18 protein-coding genes and 1 riboswitch are annotated in these 21,399 nt (G+C 46.5%); of the genes, 5 read left to right on the forward strand and 13 right to left on the reverse strand.

Annotation, left to right across the window (positions count from 1 at the left end; genetic code table 11):
• The first annotated feature begins 6 nt into the window (after positions 1-6).
• Together JFC06_RS07705 and ribBA are read left to right on the forward strand one after the other, a co-directional pair.
• A complete protein-coding gene (locus JFC06_RS07705; protein ID WP_198334576.1) occupies positions 7-1,296 on the forward strand; it encodes a replication-associated recombination protein A in 1,290 nt (429 codons plus the stop codon).
• 362 nt (positions 1,297-1,658) lie between these two features.
• A complete protein-coding gene (gene ribBA, locus JFC06_RS07710) occupies positions 1,659-2,771 on the forward strand; it encodes a bifunctional 3,4-dihydroxy-2-butanone-4-phosphate synthase/GTP cyclohydrolase II (protein ID WP_198334577.1) in 1,113 nt (370 codons plus the stop codon).
• A 129-nt stretch (positions 2,772-2,900) separates the two neighbouring features.
• On the opposite strand, the gene JFC06_RS07715 is transcribed toward ribBA, so the two are convergent.
• The 6 genes from JFC06_RS07715 to JFC06_RS07740 all read right to left on the reverse strand — a co-directional run bounded on the left by JFC06_RS07715 (position 2,901) and on the right by JFC06_RS07740 (position 8,659).
• On the reverse strand, positions 2,901-3,392 hold the full coding sequence (locus tag JFC06_RS07715) for an acyl-CoA thioesterase (protein WP_198334578.1): 492 nt from the start codon (positions 3,390-3,392) through the stop codon (positions 2,901-2,903).
• Positions 3,393-3,443: 51 nt separating this feature from the next.
• Positions 3,444-4,421, reverse strand: coding sequence for a hypothetical protein (locus tag JFC06_RS07720; protein WP_198334579.1), 978 nt, complete (start codon positions 4,419-4,421; stop codon positions 3,444-3,446).
• Positions 4,422-4,477: 56 nt separating this feature from the next.
• Positions 4,478-5,422 carry a uroporphyrinogen-III synthase gene (locus tag JFC06_RS07725; RefSeq protein WP_227670201.1) on the reverse strand — a complete coding sequence of 315 codons (945 nt, stop codon included), beginning with the start codon at positions 5,420-5,422 and terminating at the stop codon, positions 4,478-4,480.
• A gap of 141 nt (positions 5,423-5,563) precedes the next feature.
• Positions 5,564-6,598, reverse strand: a complete 1,035-nt coding sequence (hemC, locus tag JFC06_RS07730; protein ID WP_198334581.1) for a hydroxymethylbilane synthase — start codon at positions 6,596-6,598, stop codon at positions 5,564-5,566.
• A gap of 191 nt (positions 6,599-6,789) precedes the next feature.
• Complete coding sequence (locus JFC06_RS07735; RefSeq protein WP_193005815.1) at positions 6,790-7,527, reverse strand: LytR/AlgR family response regulator transcription factor; 738 nt, start codon at positions 7,525-7,527, stop codon at positions 6,790-6,792.
• A gap of 244 nt (positions 7,528-7,771) precedes the next feature.
• Positions 7,772-8,659 (reverse strand): histidine kinase, encoded by an 888-nt coding sequence (locus JFC06_RS07740; RefSeq protein ID WP_227670200.1) that lies wholly within the window; start codon positions 8,657-8,659, stop codon positions 7,772-7,774.
• A gap of 377 nt (positions 8,660-9,036) precedes the next feature.
• On the opposite strand from JFC06_RS07740, the gene argH reads away from it, so the two are divergent.
• Complete coding sequence (gene argH, locus JFC06_RS07745; RefSeq protein WP_198334620.1) at positions 9,037-10,410, forward strand: argininosuccinate lyase; 1,374 nt, start codon at positions 9,037-9,039, stop codon at positions 10,408-10,410.
• 189 nt (positions 10,411-10,599) lie between these two features.
• Complete coding sequence (locus JFC06_RS07750) at positions 10,600-10,890, forward strand: oxidative damage protection protein (RefSeq protein WP_198334583.1); 291 nt, start codon at positions 10,600-10,602, stop codon at positions 10,888-10,890.
• Positions 10,891-10,995: 105 nt separating this feature from the next.
• Here JFC06_RS07750 and phoU read toward each other — a convergent pair whose 3' ends face one another.
• The 5 genes from phoU to pstS form a co-directional block, all read right to left on the reverse strand.
• Positions 10,996-11,778, reverse strand: a complete 783-nt coding sequence (phoU, locus tag JFC06_RS07755) for a phosphate signaling complex protein PhoU (RefSeq protein ID WP_193005812.1) — start codon at positions 11,776-11,778, stop codon at positions 10,996-10,998.
• A gap of 101 nt (positions 11,779-11,879) precedes the next feature.
• Positions 11,880-12,815, reverse strand: coding sequence for a phosphate ABC transporter ATP-binding protein PstB (pstB, locus tag JFC06_RS07760; RefSeq protein WP_406947931.1), 936 nt, complete (start codon positions 12,813-12,815; stop codon positions 11,880-11,882).
• A 94-nt stretch (positions 12,816-12,909) separates the two neighbouring features.
• Positions 12,910-13,824: a phosphate ABC transporter permease PstA gene (gene pstA / locus JFC06_RS07765; RefSeq protein WP_198334622.1), complete on the reverse strand. Its 915-nt coding sequence runs from the start codon at positions 13,822-13,824 to the stop codon at positions 12,910-12,912.
• A gap of 81 nt (positions 13,825-13,905) precedes the next feature.
• Entirely contained in the window at positions 13,906-14,859 is a 954-nt protein-coding gene (gene pstC / locus JFC06_RS07770; protein ID WP_198334584.1) for a phosphate ABC transporter permease subunit PstC, read from the reverse strand.
• A gap of 178 nt (positions 14,860-15,037) precedes the next feature.
• Positions 15,038-16,207: a phosphate ABC transporter substrate-binding protein PstS gene (gene pstS, locus JFC06_RS07775; RefSeq protein WP_198334585.1), complete on the reverse strand. Its 1,170-nt coding sequence runs from the start codon at positions 16,205-16,207 to the stop codon at positions 15,038-15,040.
• 450 nt (positions 16,208-16,657) lie between these two features.
• Positions 16,658-16,803, forward strand: a riboswitch (TPP riboswitch).
• Between the two features lie 247 nt (positions 16,804-17,050).
• Between pstS and thiC the strand changes: the two genes are divergently transcribed.
• On the forward strand, positions 17,051-19,177 hold the full coding sequence (gene thiC, locus JFC06_RS07780; RefSeq protein WP_227670199.1) for a phosphomethylpyrimidine synthase ThiC: 2,127 nt from the start codon (positions 17,051-17,053) through the stop codon (positions 19,175-19,177).
• 98 nt (positions 19,178-19,275) lie between these two features.
• Here the strand turns inward: thiC and JFC06_RS07785 are convergent, their stop codons facing one another.
• Complete coding sequence (locus JFC06_RS07785) at positions 19,276-20,166, reverse strand: fructose bisphosphate aldolase (protein WP_198334586.1); 891 nt, start codon at positions 20,164-20,166, stop codon at positions 19,276-19,278.
• Between the two features lie 183 nt (positions 20,167-20,349).
• Positions 20,350-21,204, reverse strand: a complete 855-nt coding sequence (locus JFC06_RS07790) for an EamA/RhaT family transporter (RefSeq protein WP_198334587.1) — start codon at positions 21,202-21,204, stop codon at positions 20,350-20,352.
• Positions 21,205-21,399: the final 195 nt, after the last annotated feature.

Genomic DNA, 21,399 nt, shown 5'->3' on the forward strand with positions numbered 1-21,399 from the left:
AGTCCTATGCCCCCTAACTTTCATGCCGACACGCCCCTTGCCCAACGTATGCGCCCTACGACGCTTGATGCCATCATTGGCCAAGCGCACCTTTTGGCCGCTGGCGCCCCCCTACGACGGTTGGTCGAACAAGGACATTTGCCCTCCATTATTTTGCATGGCGAAGCAGGTATCGGTAAAACAACCATCGCCATGCTATTGGCTGACGCGGTTGGCAGACCTTTTCATGCGCTCTCTGCCTTAAACACTGGGGTTAAGCAGTTGCGTGAGGTGTTAGACAATAAAGATTCATTGAGCTTTGAATCACCTGTGGTCTTTATCGATGAGATTCACCGTTTTAATAAAGCTCAGCAGGATGCGCTATTGGGTGCGGTAGAGTCTGGCGATATTACCTTAATAGGCGCGACCACTGAAAACCCTTCCTTTAGCGTCAATAATGCGCTGTTATCACGCTGCCAAGTGTATCGTCTCGAACCGTTAACGTCTGAGCAAATCAGTGCGGTGTTACAACGAGCACTATCAGAAGACAATGTGCTTAAAAAACTGAAAATCGATTTACAAGCCCAAGATACCATCAGTCAGTTGGCTCATGGCGATGCGCGAAAAGCACTGAATGTGTTAGAGCTTGCGGTGCAAACCGCTGATGCGCAGCACTCACCGCTTGTCATTGATAATGAGCTGGTCGGCCGCGTCGCACAGACCGCGTTGGTTCGCTATGACAAAGATGGCGAGCAGCATTACGATATCATCTCGGCCATGATAAAGTCCGTACGCGGCTCCGATCCAGATGCTGCGCTATATTGGATGGCGCGGATGCTGGTCGGCGGTGAGCCTGCTGATTTTATCGCGCGACGCTTGGTGATTTTGGCCAGTGAAGATATTGGCAATGCCAACCCCAACGCTCTACTTCTCGCCGATGCCGCATTGCGTAGTGTACAGTCCATTGGTATGCCAGAGGCACGTATCATTTTAGGGCAAGTGGTGGTCTATCTTGCTACCAGCGCCAAAAGCAATAGCACTTATAAAGCCATTAATGCCGCGATGGCGTTGGCAGAAAAAGACGCATCGCCCGTTCCCCTCCATCTGCGTAATGGCGTGACCAAGCTCATGCGCACCCAAGGCTACGGTCAGGGCTATGCCTACCCACACGATTATCCCAATCATTACTATCCCCAAACTTACTTACCTGATAATTTATTAGGGACAAGCTTTTACACATTTGCGGACAATCAGCGGGAGCAGCACAGCAAGCAATTTATGGATTGGTTAAAAAACCAAGCCGCAAGTAATGACTAATGTATTAGGGCGTGTTGAACATTCACAAATGAGCACTACTGATTGCTAAAACTGTGGCTTAAAACCGTCCCACAAAGAAAGACAGCTGTACCGATCATTGATAAAACTTATGACGATTTTTTAGCGTCTAACCCTTATAGTTTAGAGATGAAGCAGCACGCTTGGGTAAAAAGCGTTAAAATGTCACCACAGAGGTATAGACAAGTAATGAGCGATGAGCGTCGGCAGTTGCTTGCTTTCATTACCACGCGCTTTGCTTAACCATAACAGCGCTTTTTGCCATCTACTGCTACAATAGGCAGATAACGCTTTATATTCCAAATCACACCTATCTATAAATAATAAAATATTGAGACTTACCTATGAGTTTACATACGATTCCTGAAATTATCGAAGACATTCGTGCTGGTAAAATGGTCATCTTGATGGATGATGAAGACCGCGAAAACGAAGGCGACATCATCATGGCAGCGACCCATGTGCGCCCAGACGACATCAACTTTATGATTACCCACGCGCGCGGCTTGGTCTGTTTGACCTTATCGCAAGCACGTTGCCAACAGTTGGCATTACCACTGATGTCTGATCGCAATGAAGCAAAATTTAGCACCAACTTTACCGTGTCCATTGAGGCGGCGGAAGGCGTCACGACTGGTATCTCTGCCGCCGATCGCGCGCGCACCATTCAAGCCGCGGTTTCTTCTTCAGCAAAACCTGAAGACATCGTACAGCCTGGGCATATCTTTCCCATCATGGCTCAAAATGGGGGCGTTCTTCATCGTGCCGGCCATACGGAAGCCGGTTGCGACTTGGCACGACTAGCAGGCCTTGAGCCCGCAGCGGTGATTGTAGAAATCATCAACGCTGATGGTACGATGGCACGCCGTGATGATCTTGAGGTATTTGCACAAGAGCATGGTATCAAAATGGGCACGATTGCTGACCTTATTAACTATCGTATTGCCAATGAGCAAACGGTAGAAGAAATTGAGACCCGTCCTTTTGAAACTGAGTATGGCATCTTTACCTTACATCGTTTCCGTGAGTTTGGCGCTGATGAGACGCATTTGGCCTTGGTCAAAGGTGATGTGAGCGAAGGTGTCAGTACTGTACGTGTACATGGCTTCCATCCGCTGCGCGATTTATTCGCTGCCAAAAACGATACGACAGGCCGTAGTGGCTGGAGTGTGCAATCCGCGTTAGAAGAGATTAGCGCGTCAGATTGCGGTGTCCTCGTATGGATTGGTAGTCATCAACCAGTGGATCTGGGCGATGCGCTAGATAAAGCCTCAGACAATCAATCCCTATCTACCATTACACAGCAGCCGTATCGTAGTATTGGTGTGGGCGCACAAATATTACGCCACCTTGGGGTACGTGATATGCGCTTACTGTCATCTCCGATGAAGTTTTATGCGTTATCAGGCTTTGATCTAAACGTGGTCGATTTTGTTCATGCGCCAAAGCAGGATTAATATTTAAACCGCTGGCTGATTCAGTACCAGCGTGAGTAGTATCACTGACATAAAAAAAGGCACGCTAGCATAAGGTTAGCGTGCCTTTACATTGTTAGGTGAATATTGTTAAGTGATAAATACTTCTTTTTAAACCTTAGGCGTGTGCTCGACTGTCGCCTCTAATGCGAGTAACCGTTCACGTTCATCCTCTGTCCACGGCAGCTTATTTTTTCCATCACTGTCTAACCGCACCACCACCGCTTCAGCCGTTGCGACGATGGCCTTTTGGGCGCTGCTATAATAGCCATACTCCATCACAATGCTAGTATTGCCTAAACGCTGACAACGCACCCCTAATAACAAAGTATCAGGATAAGTCACTGGGCGTAAATATTGGCAACTTGATTGCGCCAACACTGTGACCATACTGCCATCAAACATGCCAAGTGCCTGCAAATAGCTAATACGTGCTGATTCTGCATAACGATAATAGACCACGTTATTTAAATGATTAAAGGCATCCATCTCACCCCAATGAATGGGCTGGGGATGAATAATAGGAAAATGCGCCAATTCGTTGGGGCAATGACTGCTTGAGACATCAGTGGTTGCATTTTCTGACTGTTTAGGACTCTCCATAATTTAATTTCTCTTATTTTTTGGGTCAATAAATCTGGCAAGCAACGACCATCAACGTTGAGGCTTGTCTAAAATCTGGGTGGTTAACAGTGGTGTTGGTTTTGGTGCGTTAGCAATCAATCGATCTAACCAGTCTATGACTTCTGAGATGTCAGTGGGAGCAGTTTTGGTTGATAAACTAGTATCATGAGATTTGTTTGTTATGCCCGCCGACGTTGAACGAGACGTTTTTTCACTATTAGTCGTAGCGGTTTTTGACGCAGTTTCTGCTGACATTGATTCTTGGGTAACTAGGGTTTTCAGCTGTTTTCGCGCTTGTCTCAAATAACCAATTAACGGCTCTCGTTCGCGCATATTGCTGGCTTGACTGGCCAGATTCAATGTCATAATAACTTCATGAATCATCAGTTGCCTGCGCGTTAGGCTCACATCACTGTCAGTGTTTTGAGGCTGTGTCGCAGCATGAGTAAAACGCTCGTGACTGTGCAAAAAATCTTGAATATTTTGTATGCCGAGGTTGTGTAATTGCCAAGGACTGGGCTGCGCGCTTTTTGCCTGCAAGCGTTCAATGTCTTTTGTTAGGCTTTGTTTAATCACGACGGTTAGCGCTGGGGCGATCTCATTACTGCTTTGTGACAGCTGCCAATGTAGTCCTCGCAACAAATCTATCGCTGCACTATGGTTATTATCGGCCAGTAATCTATCAGCGGCTTGTATTTGAATACGCAATAAATCCAACTGGTTTTGCGCTTGACTGCTGGCCGCCGCTCTAGGCTCTGGCAACGTCTGCTGACTCATGGCAAACAGTCGATCATCCATCTCATTGAGTCGGCTGACGACTTGTTCGTTACTTTGCAAACGCTCATTAACATGATGCTCAAAACGCTGTTGGCTGATGTATAGCCATAATATCGCGGCGATAAGCAAAAAAATAACCAACCACTGCAGCCGCAACAAAAACACCGTTGCTTGCCGGCGCTGCTGAACAGCAGACGGATCCTTAGATAACGATTCAGAATTTATTGGCATAAGACAGTACCGTTATGGATAGGTTTAAACATAGTGAAGTAAATCATAGGAAAATGTTAGTTTTTAGCATGAATAGCAGCGAGAATGGTTTCTGGCGCCAAATCTTCTACCCGCCAGTGACTTAACTGCTGCTCTGCCACCATGTTGGCTAAGCGCTCCCCTAACACGACGTAGGCAAAATCTGACAACGTAAGTACCTTATGTGGTTCTACACTGCTCGCGGCCACACTATCTGACTGCGGTGTTAAAGGTGTTGCAGCTGCTGTAACAATCGTTGTCCAATGCTCAAAGGCCGTACCACTACTAATAACCACAATTGGCTTTGACTGTTTGGGTTGTTTTGAGGGAGCGACAACCTGCGTGGATCTGTGCGCCAAAAAGTCTTGTAGCCACTGCTGATACTGAGTCGCCGCCTCAGTAGGCATGGTGCGCTCATACCAAGCAATACTATCAATATGCACACCGCGTGCCTGTAATGTATCGACCAATAGTCGTCGTCCGCCAAGGCCACGCCAGATCAGTAGTTTATCACCTGCTTGCAGAGTTTTAATCTCAGGCATGGCTAGCATGCCTTCATTATTGGCAACGTCAGGCTGCCGTACTCTATAGCTTGTCGTATCTAATTTGGCACGACTCAGTACAGCCGCGGTTGCTGCCCCAACGGCAATGACAGGGCTGGGTGTCTTCAACGTCTCAAGTTCTGTCTCTGCTTCCTCAGCGGTACCGCCCTGCGATTTGAGTTCACGCACAAGCGATTGCCAAACCGCTAAACCGGCAGCCGCCGCGGTGGGACTCACGATAACGAGCGCCTTATAGTCACCCGTTAACCATTGACCCATCAAGGTTCTATCATTATCGGTTACTGGCCGCGATTGCAGCGACAACATCGGCATATCAACCACTGTCAGCCCTGCAGCTTGTAGATGATGCGTTAGTGGTGCTGCACGCTCTAGCGGGCGAGTGTTGATGACCACTTGCGGCAATGATAGTGATTGATCCATTGCTTGGCTTTTTTGCCTAGACTTGACGTAAGTTGACGACATAGATATACCATGAAAAACGCTGATAAAACCGACTTAACCACAGACCTGTAGAGGTAACGGCTGGCCTATGGTTGCTCAAATAGTTGCATCATTTATGCGTTATTCAGGATGATAGATCGCTGCTAAAATATCCCCAGCACCATCGGCAAGCAGCATGTCTGCAACATCAATACCAAGCTGGTTGGCCTGCGCTTCTTGCTCGTCTTGTGGGCCGATCAATGTGACCCGTTTTTCAGATTTTAACAACTTGCTGCCGTCGGCTTGACCCACCCGACCTCGTAACCACAACACATTGCCGTTATCATTATTACCATTGTCACCGTTGTGATCATTATTGGCATCGGTTTCGTCAGCCATTTGCAAAACCGCATAAGCCGCGATCGGCACTTGACACCCACCCTCTAAGTGACGATTTAGCGCGCGCTCAGCGATGAGGCGAATACGAGCTTTGTCATCATTAAGCGGTGCAAGCAGTTTTAACACCTCGTCATCACCGTCACGGCATTCGATCGCCAAGGCGCCTTGACCAACCGCTGGCAGGCAAGCATCAATATCAAGCTCTCCGCGTATCCGCTCGTCCAGCTCAATACGTTGCAGCCCGCTGGTTGCTAGGATAATAGCATCATACTCGCCAGCATCTAGCTTACCCAAGCGGGTGCCAACATTACCGCGCAAGGTCTTGATTTGTAAATCTGGACGATACGCTTTAATTTGACACTGGCGGCGCAAACTTGATGTCCCAACCACTGCCCCTTGTGGCAACGCATCGATACTATCGTAAGTATTGGAGACAAAGGCGTCTGTTGGTGAAGCACGCTTGCAGTAGACCCCAAGCGTCAAGCCTTCAGGGAGCTGCATGGGCACATCTTTTAACGAATGTACTGCAATGTCTGCTTGTTTGTCGTACAACGCTTGCTCAAGCTCTTTGACAAATAAACCTTTACCGCCGATTTTCGCCAAAGGTGTGTCCAAAATCTTGTCACCCTTAGTGACAATTTTTAGCAAGTTGATCGTCAGCTCAGGATAAAGTGCCAATAAACGATCACGAATGTGCTCAGCTTGCCACAATGCCAAAGGACTCTGGCGCGTGGCGATGTTTAAAGTGGTCAAAGCAGGTTGCTGCAGATTGCTCATAGAAAGCCTCAATAAGTTCGATACTGGAGCGTCAGTACTTAAATGTCAGTCATCAAAGACAGCGCAAATTTGCCACAAAAAATGGCGATAGGAAGGATTTACCGTAAATGCTGACGCAAAAAATACCCTTATTTAAGCATAAATAAGGGTTTGATGATATGGCGTGATTATTTCGCTATTAATACAGTCAGTTACATGCTTTGAATCTTATCGCGTAATGCTGGCAAGTGACGGCGGCTCACTGCTAACGCCTCGTTAATACCTTTAAAGCGTATCTGATACTGTCCCCCATCCAGCGTCTCTAAAAAGTCCAAAAAACTGAGGTTGATAATGGCATTACGGTGTACACGAAAGAGGCGATCGCCAAACTCTTGCTCAAGCTCTTTTAGCGTCTCATCAATCAGCACCACACCATCTTTGTGGCGTACTTTGACATACTTTTGATCGGCGGTGAAATAATAGATGTCTTTTAGCTTAATCAGCTCAACACCGCGGTGAGTACGGGCAGCGATGTGTTCGCGTACTGGGCGTGCCGTTGGGTCTTCAAGTTTACGGATCTCATTTAACTGCGCGGCATTTAGGTTTTTTGCTTTATCCAGCGCCTCCAGTAACTCGTCTTTATTCGCAGGCTTTAATAAATAACCAATGGCGTTGGCCTTGAGCGCTGCGATCGCATAGTGATCATAAGCGGTGACGAATATAATCGCTGGTGGGTGCTCAAGCTTAGCAAGCTCTTGCGCACAGCGTACCCCATCCATCTCAGGCATGCGAATGTCTAATAAGATAATGTCTGGCTGCTGAATTTTTACAGCGACAATGGCTTCTGCCCCTGTTGTTGCTTGTGCCACCACTTGGTGACCTGATTCTTGTACAATCCTGACCAAACGCTCACGCGCGAGCGGTTCATCATCACAAACTACGATACGCATGCAAACTCCCACCTTAGGACAGACTTAATATGTTTTTAATAGTATTAACATTTATCATCCATCACTTAGCGTAAAAACATTTAACTATTTAACAAAGGTACTAATCCCTCTATTAACCTCTATACATAGTTCTATGTGCCGACTACTGATGTATTGACTGTTATATTTAACACAGTGCAATAAGTATGCCATGCTTATTTATTCGAAGCAGAAAGGGGAGAAACGAGCGCTAGTAAACCGGTCGTCATAAACCGACGTCATGAAGCGGATAATTGATGATGGTGATGATTTGGGTGGTGGTGACCTTACTTTTGATATTAGCGTTTTGACCAAAATAGGCACGTAAACGCTCAGCTTGAATATAAAAATCCATGTGCTGGCGCAGCTCATGATTGATGATTAAAGTCTTTTTGGGCAGCTCGACAGCAATTTTAATGGCGACCTGATGCTGCTGCCACGTCACTTTAATACTGATATAAATCGTCTCTGTGGTCATCTCAACCACATTCAGCAGCATTTTTTCTAGTACGCTTTGTAGGGTTAAGGCAGTAATAACCATGTCATACATGATATTTTCATCAGGCAGCTGCCAACTCACCTCAAGCTTGTCTGCCAAACGGCTAGACTCAATCGCCAGATAATGCTCACAAAGCGCAATTTCCTCTTCAAAGCTAATCTCACGCTCACCACTAAAACTGGCACGAAATAACGCGGAAACATGCTGCAATAAAGCGGCGGCTCTTGCTGGGTTGGACTCAATAAGTGACACAAGCGTGTTCAGCGTGTTAAAGAAAAAATGCGGTGCCATACGGGCTTTAATCACATCATTCTGCGCGCTTAAATTACGCTCAAATGACTGCTTTAGGGCGTTTAACTCACGATAGCGACGTAAGAAGTACAGTAAAAACACCAAGGTAAAACCACCGCTAAACATCGCATCAAATAAAATATTTACTATGAAGGTTTGACGGTCGTACTCAAACCAGCCCACATTAATCATAATCAGCATGATCAGCGTCATTGAGATGACAGAGGTAATGATTAATAAGGCAAGGACATACATACTGACTCTGGGTATGCTCATCCTTTTAAAGATTGGACGCAGGTAATCAATGAGATATAAAGACGGCATAATGCTTAAGACATTTTGAAGAAACCTACTCAAAAGCTGAATCAAAAAATCTGGCCAAGTCGCGATGTCATAGCGATTCGTCACCGTCACAAACAACGACCAAAAAAAGATGTATATCAACCACTGCCAAGGCTTCAAGACCTCCATGAGCTTGGGAATAAAAAACTCTAAGCGCTCCGCTAGTAAGGCAACCTCATCCTTTGCTATACTTGAGCTCTTATTCTCTTGACTTGTCTTGTACCGATATGAATGCCAATTCTTCAAACCCTAGTAATCCCAAATCAAATGTAAACGCATCTGCCACTGATTCTAGCACAGATGCCTCTATAACAAATAACGCTGCACAAAACAGTCCTACAAGCAGTCAGGGCCAGCAGATGTGGGGCGGACGATTTAGTGAGGCGACTGACAGTTTTGTGGCAGCCTTTACCGCATCCGTTGGTTTTGACCAACGTTTTGCCCGTCATGATATTGAAGGCTCAATTGCTCATGCGACCATGCTCGAAAAGTGTGGCATTTTAACTGCTGACGAAGTGGCCACTATCGTGGATGGCCTACAGCAAGTGTTACGCGAAATTGAAGCGGGTAAGTTTAACTGGTCAATTGCCCTTGAAGACGTACACATGAATGTCGAATCACGTCTCACGGACATTATCGGCGCGGTTGGCAAAAAACTGCACACAGGGCGTAGCCGTAACGATCAAGTCGCTACCGACATTCGTCTCTGGTTACGAGAAGAAACGGACAATATTATCGCACTGTTAGTACGCCTGCAAAGCGGTTTGCTTGATTTGGCTGACAAGCACACCGACACCATTATGCCAGGCTTTACCCATCTACAAACCGCGCAGCCCGTGAGCTTTGGTCATCATGTCATGGCATGGTTTGAGATGTTGTATCGCGATACTGAACGTCTCGTCGATGCACGCCGCCGTATCAATCAGATGCCGCTTGGTAGTGCAGCCCTTGCAGGTACGACTTTCCCTATCGATCGTACGATTACCGCTGAGCTGCTAGGCTTTGAAGGCATTTGCCAAAACTCGCTTGATGCAGTATCAGATCGTGACTTTGCGATTGAATTCACCTCAGCCGCTTCTATCCTCATGATGCATATGTCACGTATGAGCGAAGAGATTATTCTGTGGATGTCAGCACAGTTTAATTTTGTACAGATCCCAGATCGTTTCTGCACTGGCTCCTCTATCATGCCGCAAAAGAAAAACCCTGATGTGCCAGAGTTGGTACGCGGTAAAGCGGCCCGTGTCTTTGGGCAACTCATGACCCTGCTGAGCCTAATGAAAAGCCAGCCCCTTGCCTACAATAAAGACAACCAAGAAGACAAAGAGCCACTTTTTGATTGCGTGGATACCTTAACGGGTTCGCTATTGGCCTTTGCTGATATGCTACCAAATATCACTCCAAACATCGATGCCATGCGTGACGCTACCATGAAAGGCTACGCAACCGCGACTGATTTGGCGGATTATCTGGTCCGTAATGGGGTGGCGTTCCGTGATGCGCACGAAGTGGTCGGCAATGCGGTCGCTTTAGGGATCGCCGAGGGCGTTGACTTAAGTGAATTGTCTTTGGCCCAGCTACAGCAGTTTAGCGAGGCGATCGGTGATGATGTCTTTGACTACCTCACACTAGAAGGCTCATTGGCAGCGCGTGACCACTTAGGCGGCACAGCGCCCAATCAAGTCAAGCAGGCCGTGGTCAATGGTCGCGCGCGCTTAAAAGCGTTTGCCTGATATCTTGGTGAAGAAGTTTGCCTGATACTTTGATAAAAGCACCCGTCTAAATAGTGGGTGTTTTTTTATTGGTCATACTACCTGCAAACTATACACCAGATACCCTTTGCTAAATCTGCCAAGACCGTTATCATAGATGAATATGACCATTTAATTTGACACCTTAATACAACGAATAAGGACTGCTTTATGACTGAGACATTTAATCCGCAAGCCAACACGGTGTTTTGCCGTAAATATAAGCAAGAATTACCAAAGATGCCGCACCCACCTTTTCCTAATAAAAAGGGTCAAGAGCTACAAGAAACGATATCAGACAAAGCCTGGAAAGAATGGCTTGAACATCAGACCATGCTGATTAACGAAAACCATTTGAGCATGATGGATCCTGAGGCCAAAAAATTCTTAACCGAACAACGCGATAAATTTTTGGACAACGAAGATTATGAGCGTGCCCAAGGTTGGACGCCAGAAGCCTAACCGTTGATTTTTGTTTTCTACTATCTAAAAAAACGCGCTATATCGATATCGCGCGTTTTTTATTTTGCCAAAAATATCTGTGCTCGAATGTTAACAAGAGATTTTTTATTCCTCATCACTGTCTGACGACTCAAAATCAGTCGCTGACATGGCGGTCACGTGTCGGGCAGCTAAGCGATCATTGGCTTCTTGTACCGCTTTTTCGACCAGAGCATAGTCTGAATGACGCACATCTTGACCGCTAATATAGTTAATCACCAATTCAGCCACGTTTTGGGCATGATCGCCAATACGCTCAAGCGCACGCAATATCCACATAATATTAATCACTTTTGAGACGTGCCGAGAGTCTTCCATAATATAGGTCATCAAAGCACGAATGGCCGATTGGTACTCATCATTGACCACGTTATCATTACGCATAACCTCAAACGCTTGCTCAGCATTTGACTGACTAAACGCTTCGAGCGCGTTGTGTAGCATGAGACGAACTTGGTTGCTTAAGTGTTGAACTTCCGCGTAACCATAAGAGGACTTGCCTTGCGCCGAGATTTTACTGGCCATCTGGGCAATTTTGACCGCTTCATCCCCAATACGTTCTAAATCCACCACGCCTTTACTGATAGACATCACCAAACGTAAATCGCTGGCAGCTGGCTGACGTTTGGCAACCAGTAACAAAATGTGCTCATCGAGCTCCACTTCCATCCGATTGATGTCAAAGTCCATATCGATGACTTCTTGCGCCAGCGCCTCATTTTTATCAATAAGCGCATGGATCGCTTTGGTGACTTGGTTGGCCGCGCTATCGCCCATGTACAAAAACAGACGGATGGCTTCATCAAGATCTTGATCAAAACTTTTGGAGATATGCTTATCACTTTGCATAAGAGGTATTCCCTAAAATCCATATTTTGGTGAAACGGTATATCTTTTAAGTTGAACCAATGACAGGCGCTGGATACTGGTTAACAATAAGACGCTCAATATTAGCCATAACGACCCGTAATATAGTCTTCCGTCGCGGTTTGGGCAGGCTTGGTAAATATCTGATCCGTCTCTCCCATCTCAATCATGTCACCCAAATACATGTAGACGGTGTAGTCGGACACGCGGGCGGCTTGTTGCATGTTATGAGTGACAATCGCAATGGTGTAGTCCTGTTTTAAATCCTCAATCAGATCCTCGATAGCACCGGTCGATATGGGATCAAGTGCTGACGTTGGCTCATCGAGTAACAACACTTCAGGCTTGGTTGCGACACTACGCGCGATACACAGACGTTGCTGCTGCCCACCTGATAAAGACAACCCAGAGGCTTTTAGCTTGTCTTTGACCTCAGGCCACAGTGCCGATTTCTTTAATGCCCACTCCACACGATGATCCAGCTCAGACTTGCTCAATTTTTCATAGAGGCGTACGCCAAACGCAACATTGTCGTAAATTGACATCGGAAACGGTGTGGGTTTTTGAAAGACCATACCAACCTGCGCGCGTAACAAGTTCACATCGATGTCTTTACCCAAGATATTGTTGCCATCCAGATTGATAGTACCTTCTGCGCGCATACCGGGGTATAGATCGTACATACGATTAAACGTACGTAATAATGTCGACTTACCGCAACCTGATGGCCCGATAAAGGCGGTCACTTTTTTGTCTGGAATATCAATATTGATATTTTTTAACGCTTGAAAATCTCCATAATAAAAACTTAGGTCACGAATCTGCATTTTTGCAGCTGGCATGTTTTTAGGAATGTCGTGGCGGGTTTGTTTGGCTAAGCTGGCAATATCTGGTTGCTCCATCTGCGAGCTAGTAGCCATAGGTCTGTTTAATAGACTGCCTTTTGTCTGATCGCTTGTTGTCTCATTGAAGCGCTTAACAGTCGTTTTTGTACGAACTTTGCTGATGACGTCATTCATAATTTTATCCAACTTAGCTCAATTAAAGCTCATATAAGTTCAAGTAAATGCTCGATGTCATGGGATGTATCGTCAGATTTATTTGGTCTGACTGCTATCTACTTTGGCTGCGACCACCAATGAATCTCGCCAAAATATTTAGTACCAAGACAGAGGTCGTGATAAGGAGTGCTGCCGCCCACGCCAAGGTGTGCCAGTTGTCATAAGGACTCATTGCAAACTGATAGATGGTATTGGGTAAATTGGCAATGGGCTGACTCATGTCGGTACTGAAATATTGATTGTTCAATGCGGTAAACAGCAAGGGCGCCGTCTCACCAGTGATTCTGGCAAAGGCCAATAGCACCCCAGTGGTGAGTCCTGCACGCGCCGCTTTAATAGTTACCTGCGTCACCATTTTCCATTTAGGCGTGCCGAGTGCATAGGCCGCTTCACGAATACTGTTGGGCACTAGATTGAGCATATTTTCCGTGGTACGCACAACCACAGGAATCACAATCAGTGCTAATGCCAACGCGCCTGCCCAGCCAGAGAAGCTTTGTCCCTTTACCATTAATGCATAAATAAAGAGACCAATCACAATCGATGGTGCGGAGAGCAAAATATCGTTTAAGAAGCGCGTCACTTTGCCAAGCATACTGCCTTGAGAAAATTCAGATAAATAAATACCTGTCATCAATCCAATCGGCGCGCCGATAAACAATCCTGAAAAGGCCAACATGATGGAGCCGACAATGGCGTTACGTAAACCGCCTGCACTCATAGGCGGCGGGGTATCGGCCGTGAATACAGGCAGTTGTACGATGCCTTGAAAGCCTTCGACAAACAACGTAAACAAAATCCAAAACAACCAAAACAACCCAAAAACCATCGCCGACATCGCAAAACCTAGACCGAGCTTATTGGCCCAGCGGCGCTTGTTATAAAGGCGTTTGTTATAACGTCCTTCAAAACTTGTATTCACTGGTAACGGCGCATTGATTGCGTTGGTTGCATTGTTAGCAGGCATCATATTTATTTCCCATGTCTTTTATCACTCTCTCTCAAAGTCTGTCGAACCTAAATCAAACCTAAGAAGTCCATCTCAGGCCTATCGATTGCCCGCTTTATTATCCATGCGCATCAGCATCAGCTTAGCCAGAGACAGCACGATGAAGGTAATGACAAATAGGATTAGACCTAAGTGTAGTAAGGAAGCCAGATGTAGCTCACTGGACGCTTCTGCAAACTCGTTGGCCAAGGCCGACGTAATCGTCACCCCAGAGGTAAACAGACTTGGACTGATATTAAAGGCATTACCAATTAAGAAAGTAACCGCCATCGTTTCACCCAGTGCCCGGCCCAATCCCAAAATAACGCCGCCGACGACGCCTGCTTTGGTATAAGGTAGGATAATCTTAAACATGACCTCCCACGTCGTTGCCCCCATACCGTAAGCTGACTCTTTTAATAAGTCCGGCACGACAGAAAAGACATCGCGCATGGTAGCGGCGATAAAAGGAATGATCATGATGGCAAGGACCAATGAAGCGGTAAACATGCCCAGCCCCATAGGCGCGCCCGTAAATAATTCACCGATAATAGGTAAAGGGCCTACATGCTCAATGAACCACGGCTGAATGTGATCGCCAAAAAAAGGCGCAAAGACAAACAGTCCCCACATACCGTAAATAATAGAAGGAATACCTGCCAACAGCTCAATGGCAATACCAAGTGGTTTTTTTAGAAAGGTGGGGCACATCTCGGTTAAAAATATGGCAATCCCAAAGCTCACGGGTACAGCAATGACAATCGCAATAAGCGAGGTTACCAGCGTGCCGTAGATAGGCGCTAGCGCACCGTACTCATTGGCAACCGTGTCCCAGTTATTGCTGGTATAAAAGCCCAAGCCAAACTCTTGAATGCTCGGCCACGCCCCTATGATTAAAGAGACTAAAATGCCGCCTAAAGATAAAAGCACCAGTAGGGCAAAAGCCTTGGTGGCGTTGACAAACAGCGTGTCGTAACGTTTTTGTTGGGCCAGTTGGGACCTTAAGTCATTCATAAGTGTCTCAGCATTGAATAGAGTGAATTCAAAAAACCAGTGTGTTCATTCAGTTTTATGACAACAAACTTCAAATGTTCTTTAAATTTGCTGTGATAAAACCCCTCAAACCACTACCGAAGAATAGTGATTTGAGAGGAAAATGAGCAATTATTAAGCAATAGATAGAATAGTGAAGTTACTGCGCAGGCTTATATACTGGCTGTCCATCACTGCCCTTTACCTCGTTCCATTTTTCTTTAAATAACGCCACGGCGGTGTCAGAGAAAGGCACATAATCTAACGCCATAGCGTCATCATCGCCTTGGGTATAGGCCCAATCAAAGAAGTTCAATACACCAGCGACCTGCTGTGGATTCTCTGGCTGCTTGTGCACCAAGATGAAGGTTGCAGCAGCGATTGGCCATGCTTGCTCAGTCTCAGAATTGGTGATGACTTTATAAAAGCCTTCTTGTTGTGACCAGTCGATATCACCCGCTGCGGCAAAAGTTTCTGCAGAGGGTTGTACGAAGTTGCCAGCTGCGTTTTTGAGAGCCGTGTGTGACATGTCGTTTTGCTTAGCGTAAGCGTATTCAACATAGCCGATCGAGTTTTTCATGCGGTTGACGTAGCTTGAAACGCCTTCATTACCTTTGCCGCCAGCACCAGTAGCAGACGTCGGCCATTTGACTGTCTTATCAACGCCAACGGTGTCGCTCCAATCTGGTGAAACTTTAGCAAGGTAGTCAGTAAAGTTAAAAGTCGTACCTGAACCGTCTGAGCGGAATACGGTGGTAATCGCCGCATCAGGTAAGCTCAAATCTGGATTCAATGCTTTGATGGCAGGGTCATTCCAGTTATTAATTTTACCCAAATAGATATTGGCTAAAGTTTCACCATCCAATTTCAGCTCGCCTGGCTCAACACCATCAATATTGACAATGGGTACCACGCCGCCGATGACCGTTGGGAATTGAATCAGACCCGCTTCATCCAGCTCTTCAGGCGTCAAAGGCGCATCAGACGCCCCAAAATCGACTGTTTTTGATTGAATTTGTTTGATACCACCAGAAGAACCGATTGATTGGTAGTTAACTTGACCACCAGTCGCAGCGTTGTAGTCGTAAGACCATTTGGCGTAGATAGGCTGCGGGAATGAAGCCCCTGCCCCAGTGATATTCATGGCGATATTTTCAGCAGACTTAAAACCTGTGGCGGCAGCAGGGGTTGCCTGAGCCTGAGTGGTGGTTTCCGTGGTTGTGACAGCGCTGCTATTATCAGCAGCTGGCTCTGACGTATCGGTCGATTTGTTACACGCCGTAAGTGCTAAGGTACAGCTGACGGCCACTGCTAATAACGAATAACGCATGTAGGACTCCTGAAGTTTAACAACGGTACAAAAAAGCATTGTGTGTGACATGGGAGCTATGTTGCCAAATCTTTATGACAGTTTAATGACAACCTCTTGAATCTTTCATGCGCTTTACATAATATTTGGATATCCTACCTATAGTCAGTTTAGAATAAAAGTCGTACATCCATTAATGGTGTTCGACTGGTATAAATTTTCCTCGCTGGCTGTTCGCAAGCGTGACAGAGGCTTCATAAAATTCATACTAGCACAGCTGTCACCTTTTTAAAGTGAACCGACTATCTACAGTCTATTCACAGTAAATCCTTGCCTTCACTGGTCACTCACGGGTCCTAAGAAGTCATAGTCGTAGCAATATCAAACTGCCCGTATAAAGCCTGATATTTATGGCCAAATATCATTAGCCGTTAGGATAGAATTTTGCTAGTATGAAGAGGATTTACAACACTGACAGACTCGGGGTGCGGTGTAACATTGGCCTGCTTTATTAAACTTGCTTTATTAAAATTAGTCGCCTTGATACATTCGCTGAGAGATCACCCGCCGAACCTGATGCGGTTAGTACCGACGCAGGGAAGTCTTAAGCACTTTGTTATTTATGACAAAGGACGCGTAGAAATACATTTTTATCATCACTACTGTCTTAATATGCGTAACGCATGTCCAGATACGAGAGAGGATATAAAGCTGCGTCCAATATTTGATGACCATCACCTGTGACGATATTTTTTGGTCGCAGGCGTGTACTCAGAATATAAACTTGTCTAGATGGTGGAGTCTTGCCCCCGCAGCTACTGGCGGTGTTGCTTTTATTCAAAAACCAACACGCTAGGACAGCATATGACTATCTCAGACACCACCGCAATGGCACCACAGGCTCAAACGCCTAACCCAGCCCATCACACACCGCTTACGTCAGAGTCCACTGACGCCACCACTGTCAAATCAGACAAAAAAGCAGACGCGCTAAAAACGCCTGCCCACCGCGCGGCAAGTGACGCACGCTTCGAAGAAGACGCACGCGACTTGCATCGTATCCTACCCGCCTCCCGTAAAGTCTATATCGAAGGCTCAAGACCTGATATCCAAGTACCCATGCGTGAAATCAGCTTGGCTGATACCCCTGTTGGCGGTACGGGTGACAAAGATGGCGAACATAACCCACCGTTTTATGTGTATGACACCTCAGGCGTCTATACCGACCCCAATGTTGATATCGACCTCACACGTGGGCTGCCAAAACTGCGTGAAAAATGGATCGCTGAGCGCGGTGATACTGAGCAACTAAGCGGGCTGTCTAGCTCATACGGGCAGGCGCGTGCTCGCGATATCAGTACGGCCAATCTAAGGTTTGCTCATATCGATAAACCACGTCGCGCTAAAACGGGCGACGGCTTGTCAGGAAATGTCACGCAAATGCACTACGCGCGTCGCGGCATCATCACCCCTGAGATGGAATATATCGCCATTCGCGAGACACAAAAGCAGCATGAGCTGACCGACATGCGCCAACATGATGGCGAGAGCTTTGGTGCCAACACACCAAAAATCATCACGCCTGAATTTGTACGCAGTGAAGTGGCTGCTGGACGCGCCATCATCCCAAACAATATCAATCATCCTGAATCCGAACCCATGATCATCGGACGCAATTTTTTGGTCAAAATCAATGCCAATATTGGCAACTCAGCGCTTGGCTCTTCTATCGATGAAGAAGTCTCAAAAATGACGTGGGCCACGCGTTGGGGTGCCGATACCATTATGGACTTATCAACGGGCAACCACATTCATGAAACCCGCGAATGGTTAATTCGTAACTCACCAGTGCCGATTGGTACCGTACCGATTTATCAAGCGCTAGAAAAAGTCGATGGCGTCGCAGAAGACTTAACGTGGGAGATTTTTCGCGACACCTTGATTGAGCAGGCAGAGCAAGGCGTGGATTACTTCACCATTCATGCCGGCGTACTGCTGCGCTATGTGCCGCTCACTGCCAAACGCTTAACAGGTATCGTCTCACGCGGTGGCTCTATCATGGCACAGTGGTGCTTGGCCCATCATAAAGAGAGCTTTTTGTACACGCATTTTGAAGACATTTGCGAAATCATGAAGCAGTATGACGTGGCGTTTAGCTTGGGTGATGGTCTGCGTCCCGGCTGCTTGCAAGACGCCAATGATGAGGCGCAATTTGGCGAGCTACGGACACTTGGCGAATTGACCAAAGTGGCATGGGAGCATGACGTACAGGTGATGATTGAAGGCCCTGGTCACGTGGCGATGAACCGTATCAAAGAAAATATGGATTTGCAGCTTGAGCTGTGTGCAGACGCGCCTTTTTATACGTTAGGACCGTTAACGACTGATATCGCCCCCGGTTATGACCATATCACCAGTGCCATAGGGGCTGCGATGATTGGCTGGTTTGGCACAGCGATGCTCTGTTACGTCACGCCAAAAGAGCATTTGGGTCTGCCCAATAAAAAAGACGTCAAAGACGGTATCATCACTTATAAGATTGCGGCCCACGCAGCCGACCTTGCCAAAGGCCATCCCGGTGCGCAGGCACGCGATAATGCGTTATCTAAAGCGCGCTTTGAGTTCCGCTGGGATGATCAGTTTAATCTGGCACTTGATCCAGACACCGCACGCGAATATCACGATGAGACGCTACCAAAAGACGCGCATAAGTCTGCGCATTTTTGCTCCATGTGTGGCCCAAAATTCTGCTCGATGAAAATTACGCAAAACGTGCGCGAGTATGCAGCGGGACTGGACCAAGATACCAAAAATCAAAAGGTAACGCCGCAAACGGGCGATTTGACCGATGCGGAACATCTGATCAAAGAAGTGGATACTGAGCTTGTCGGACAAGTGGGTGCGGCCAGCGCTGAAGAAATACGTCAAGGTATGGCAGAGATGACTGCAAAATATAACAAGGAAGGACGTCAGTTATATAAAGAGGTATAGGCTTAATAAGCTGTACACTTAAAACAAGAAAAGCCTTACTATTTAAGTATTTACACACTTATTTAGTAGGGCTTTTTTTACTGCTTTATGGGTGACTACTACACTTTTGATGCCTGATAGATTTCTTCGATTGAAGTTGTGATGGTTTCAGCAAACTCATCATCGCTTTGCTGACGGCTTAAGCCTTCAGTAAAAGCACGAGAGAAGCTGGCAATCATACCTGGGTTTTGTTTGAGCTTAGCACACGCCTCACTACGGCTGTAGCCACCGGATAGCGCCACCACCTTCAGCACTTTTGGATGATCAATCAGCGCTTGGTAAAAGCCTGATTCTTCTGGCAGTGTCAGCTTTAACATCACTTGATGATCATCAGTTAAGCGTTCCAGATTACGCAAGATATCTGCCTTTAACAGCAGCTCACAATCATGCTTTTTGGCACTGTTAATATCCACTTCTGGCTCAACGATTGGCATCAAGCCTTTTGAGAGGATTTGCTTTGCCACATCAAACTGCTGCTGCACGACCAGTTCAATACCATCGGCGCTTGGCTCGTAAATCACAGAGCGCATTTTGGTGCCAAATACAGGATAGTTTTTGGCCTTATCTAATAGTAAATCTAAATTTGGCATCGGCCGCATGACTTGTACACCGCTCATTTTTTCAGCCAATCCCTTATCCACTTTTAAGAACGGCACAATGTTTTTGTCTTCCCACAGATAGTTGGCCGTCGGTTTACCGTTGACTTCACGCTCCATGGTGTCTTCGAATAAAATCGCCCCAAGCACCCGCTCACTATCAAAAGCCTCACAAGTCATAATACGGGCACGCATCTCATGCACCAAGTCAAACATTGCTTCGTCGTTATCATAATCAGCACTACTCACACCATAATTTTCTAGGGCTTTTGGTGTGCTGCCGCCGCTTTGATCAAGTGCTGCAATGAAACCTGAACCGTTTTTTATGCGCTGTAATTGCTTTTCGTATTCCATTGAGTGGGCATCCTATTTTTAGTTATTGAGATCAAACATCATAAAATAAACAGAGTCTTGTCAGCCTAAACCAGCCTTACTGCTTATAGATAACCTTATCATAGGACGCCCTGCCTGCCTATATCTGATACGTTAAAGCTTTTGTAAAATTGCTTGCCTTTGCCAGATTTTAAGCGAAAATCATCAAATCAAAAACAGTACGCCTACACAGCCAATCGCGAGTAATAGGCCGATGACATTAATACGGTTTAGGGTTTCTTTAAACACCCCGACCCCAATCAATGTAGCGACCGCGATGACCCCCACATTCATACCCGTAAAAACGATACTTGGAGACTCGGACAACACTTGATGCGCCCGCACATAAGCATAAATATTTCCCATGTTAAGCGCGCCTAATAATAACCCCGCTACCAGCGCATTCCCCTGCCAGCGCACCCGAGTGATGAGCAGGTAGATCAACAACAACAGCCCTGCCAAACCAAAACTGACAAATAACGTGAGTGGAAAGGCCGCGCCCTGCTTGGCAACTTGCTTAAATAAAATATCGATAACGCCATAACCCGCCCATACGCCAAACAACCAAAGCGGTGTACGTTTGGCGTCTTTGCTAATATCAGCGTGCTCTTGCTGTGGACGATAGATCAGCGCTCCTAGTGCCAAAAACCCTAATACCAGTCCCAATACACGCGTACCCGTCAGCAGCTCACCAAACAATAAGAAAGCGGCCACGATCGGAATGATCAAAGATAAACGCTGAGCGGCATCGGTTGCGACCATACCGACCGCCTCAATGGCGCGCCCAAGGACGATAAACACAGCTGGCAGCAGCACAGCAAGCGCGATAATAATACCCCACGCATCGCCAAGCGTCCTCACTGCGCTGACATCGGGTTTTAGCAAAAACCAAGTCAGCAAAAACGCGACGGGATAACCCGCGACGATGGTTTGCCGTATATCCACCTCTTTTTGTCGTAATATTTTTAGTAACACGGAAACGGCGACACTGCAAAGCACCGCTATCGTTAAATACATCATGCGCTTCTACCTTTTGCTTTTTGCACCGCAATTTTTGCGGATTGACTATCCTCATGTTCAGAGTAAGAGGCTAACTCTACTTAAGCCAAGCCAACGTTCTATCTATCCATGACTGTAAACAGATAGAGACACTTAAACAGATTGAAATCAGAGAATGTAACAAAGTATGTCTTACACAGCAATCTATTTATTGGC

Origin of the sequence: Psychrobacter namhaensis, assembly GCF_016107545.1 — a bacterium.
Taxonomy (GTDB): Bacteria; Pseudomonadota; Gammaproteobacteria; order Pseudomonadales; family Moraxellaceae; genus Psychrobacter; species Psychrobacter namhaensis.

What these genes read in the sequence shown, in the direction of transcription:
- JFC06_RS07705 (WP_198334576.1), top strand. Translation starts at nt 7, where the DNA reads ATGCCCCCTAACTTTCATGCCGACACGCCCCTTGCCCAACGTATGCGC.
- ribBA (WP_198334577.1), top strand. Translation starts at nt 1,659, where the DNA reads ATGAGTTTACATACGATTCCTGAAATTATCGAAGACATTCGTGCTGGT.
- JFC06_RS07715 (WP_198334578.1), bottom strand. Translation starts at nt 3,392, where the DNA reads ATGGAGAGTCCTAAACAGTCAGAAAATGCAACCACTGATGTCTCAAGC.
- JFC06_RS07720 (WP_198334579.1), bottom strand. Translation starts at nt 4,421, where the DNA reads ATGCCAATAAATTCTGAATCGTTATCTAAGGATCCGTCTGCTGTTCAG.
- JFC06_RS07725 (WP_227670201.1), bottom strand. Translation starts at nt 5,422, where the DNA reads ATGGATCAATCACTATCATTGCCGCAAGTGGTCATCAACACTCGCCCG.
- hemC (WP_198334581.1), bottom strand. Translation starts at nt 6,598, where the DNA reads ATGAGCAATCTGCAGCAACCTGCTTTGACCACTTTAAACATCGCCACG.
- JFC06_RS07735 (WP_193005815.1), bottom strand. Translation starts at nt 7,527, where the DNA reads ATGCGTATCGTAGTTTGTGATGATGAACCGCTCGCGCGTGAGCGTTTG.
- JFC06_RS07740 (WP_227670200.1), bottom strand. Translation starts at nt 8,659, where the DNA reads ATGCCGTCTTTATATCTCATTGATTACCTGCGTCCAATCTTTAAAAGG.
- argH (WP_198334620.1), top strand. Translation starts at nt 9,037, where the DNA reads ATGTGGGGCGGACGATTTAGTGAGGCGACTGACAGTTTTGTGGCAGCC.
- JFC06_RS07750 (WP_198334583.1), top strand. Translation starts at nt 10,600, where the DNA reads ATGACTGAGACATTTAATCCGCAAGCCAACACGGTGTTTTGCCGTAAA.
- phoU (WP_193005812.1), bottom strand. Translation starts at nt 11,778, where the DNA reads ATGCAAAGTGATAAGCATATCTCCAAAAGTTTTGATCAAGATCTTGAT.
- pstB (WP_406947931.1), bottom strand. Translation starts at nt 12,815, where the DNA reads ATGAATGACGTCATCAGCAAAGTTCGTACAAAAACGACTGTTAAGCGC.
- pstA (WP_198334622.1), bottom strand. Translation starts at nt 13,824, where the DNA reads ATGCCTGCTAACAATGCAACCAACGCAATCAATGCGCCGTTACCAGTG.
- pstC (WP_198334584.1), bottom strand. Translation starts at nt 14,859, where the DNA reads ATGAATGACTTAAGGTCCCAACTGGCCCAACAAAAACGTTACGACACG.
- pstS (WP_198334585.1), bottom strand. Translation starts at nt 16,207, where the DNA reads ATGCGTTATTCGTTATTAGCAGTGGCCGTCAGCTGTACCTTAGCACTT.
- thiC (WP_227670199.1), top strand. Translation starts at nt 17,051, where the DNA reads ATGACTATCTCAGACACCACCGCAATGGCACCACAGGCTCAAACGCCT.
- JFC06_RS07785 (WP_198334586.1), bottom strand. Translation starts at nt 20,166, where the DNA reads ATGGAATACGAAAAGCAATTACAGCGCATAAAAAACGGTTCAGGTTTC.
- JFC06_RS07790 (WP_198334587.1), bottom strand. Translation starts at nt 21,204, where the DNA reads ATGATGTATTTAACGATAGCGGTGCTTTGCAGTGTCGCCGTTTCCGTG.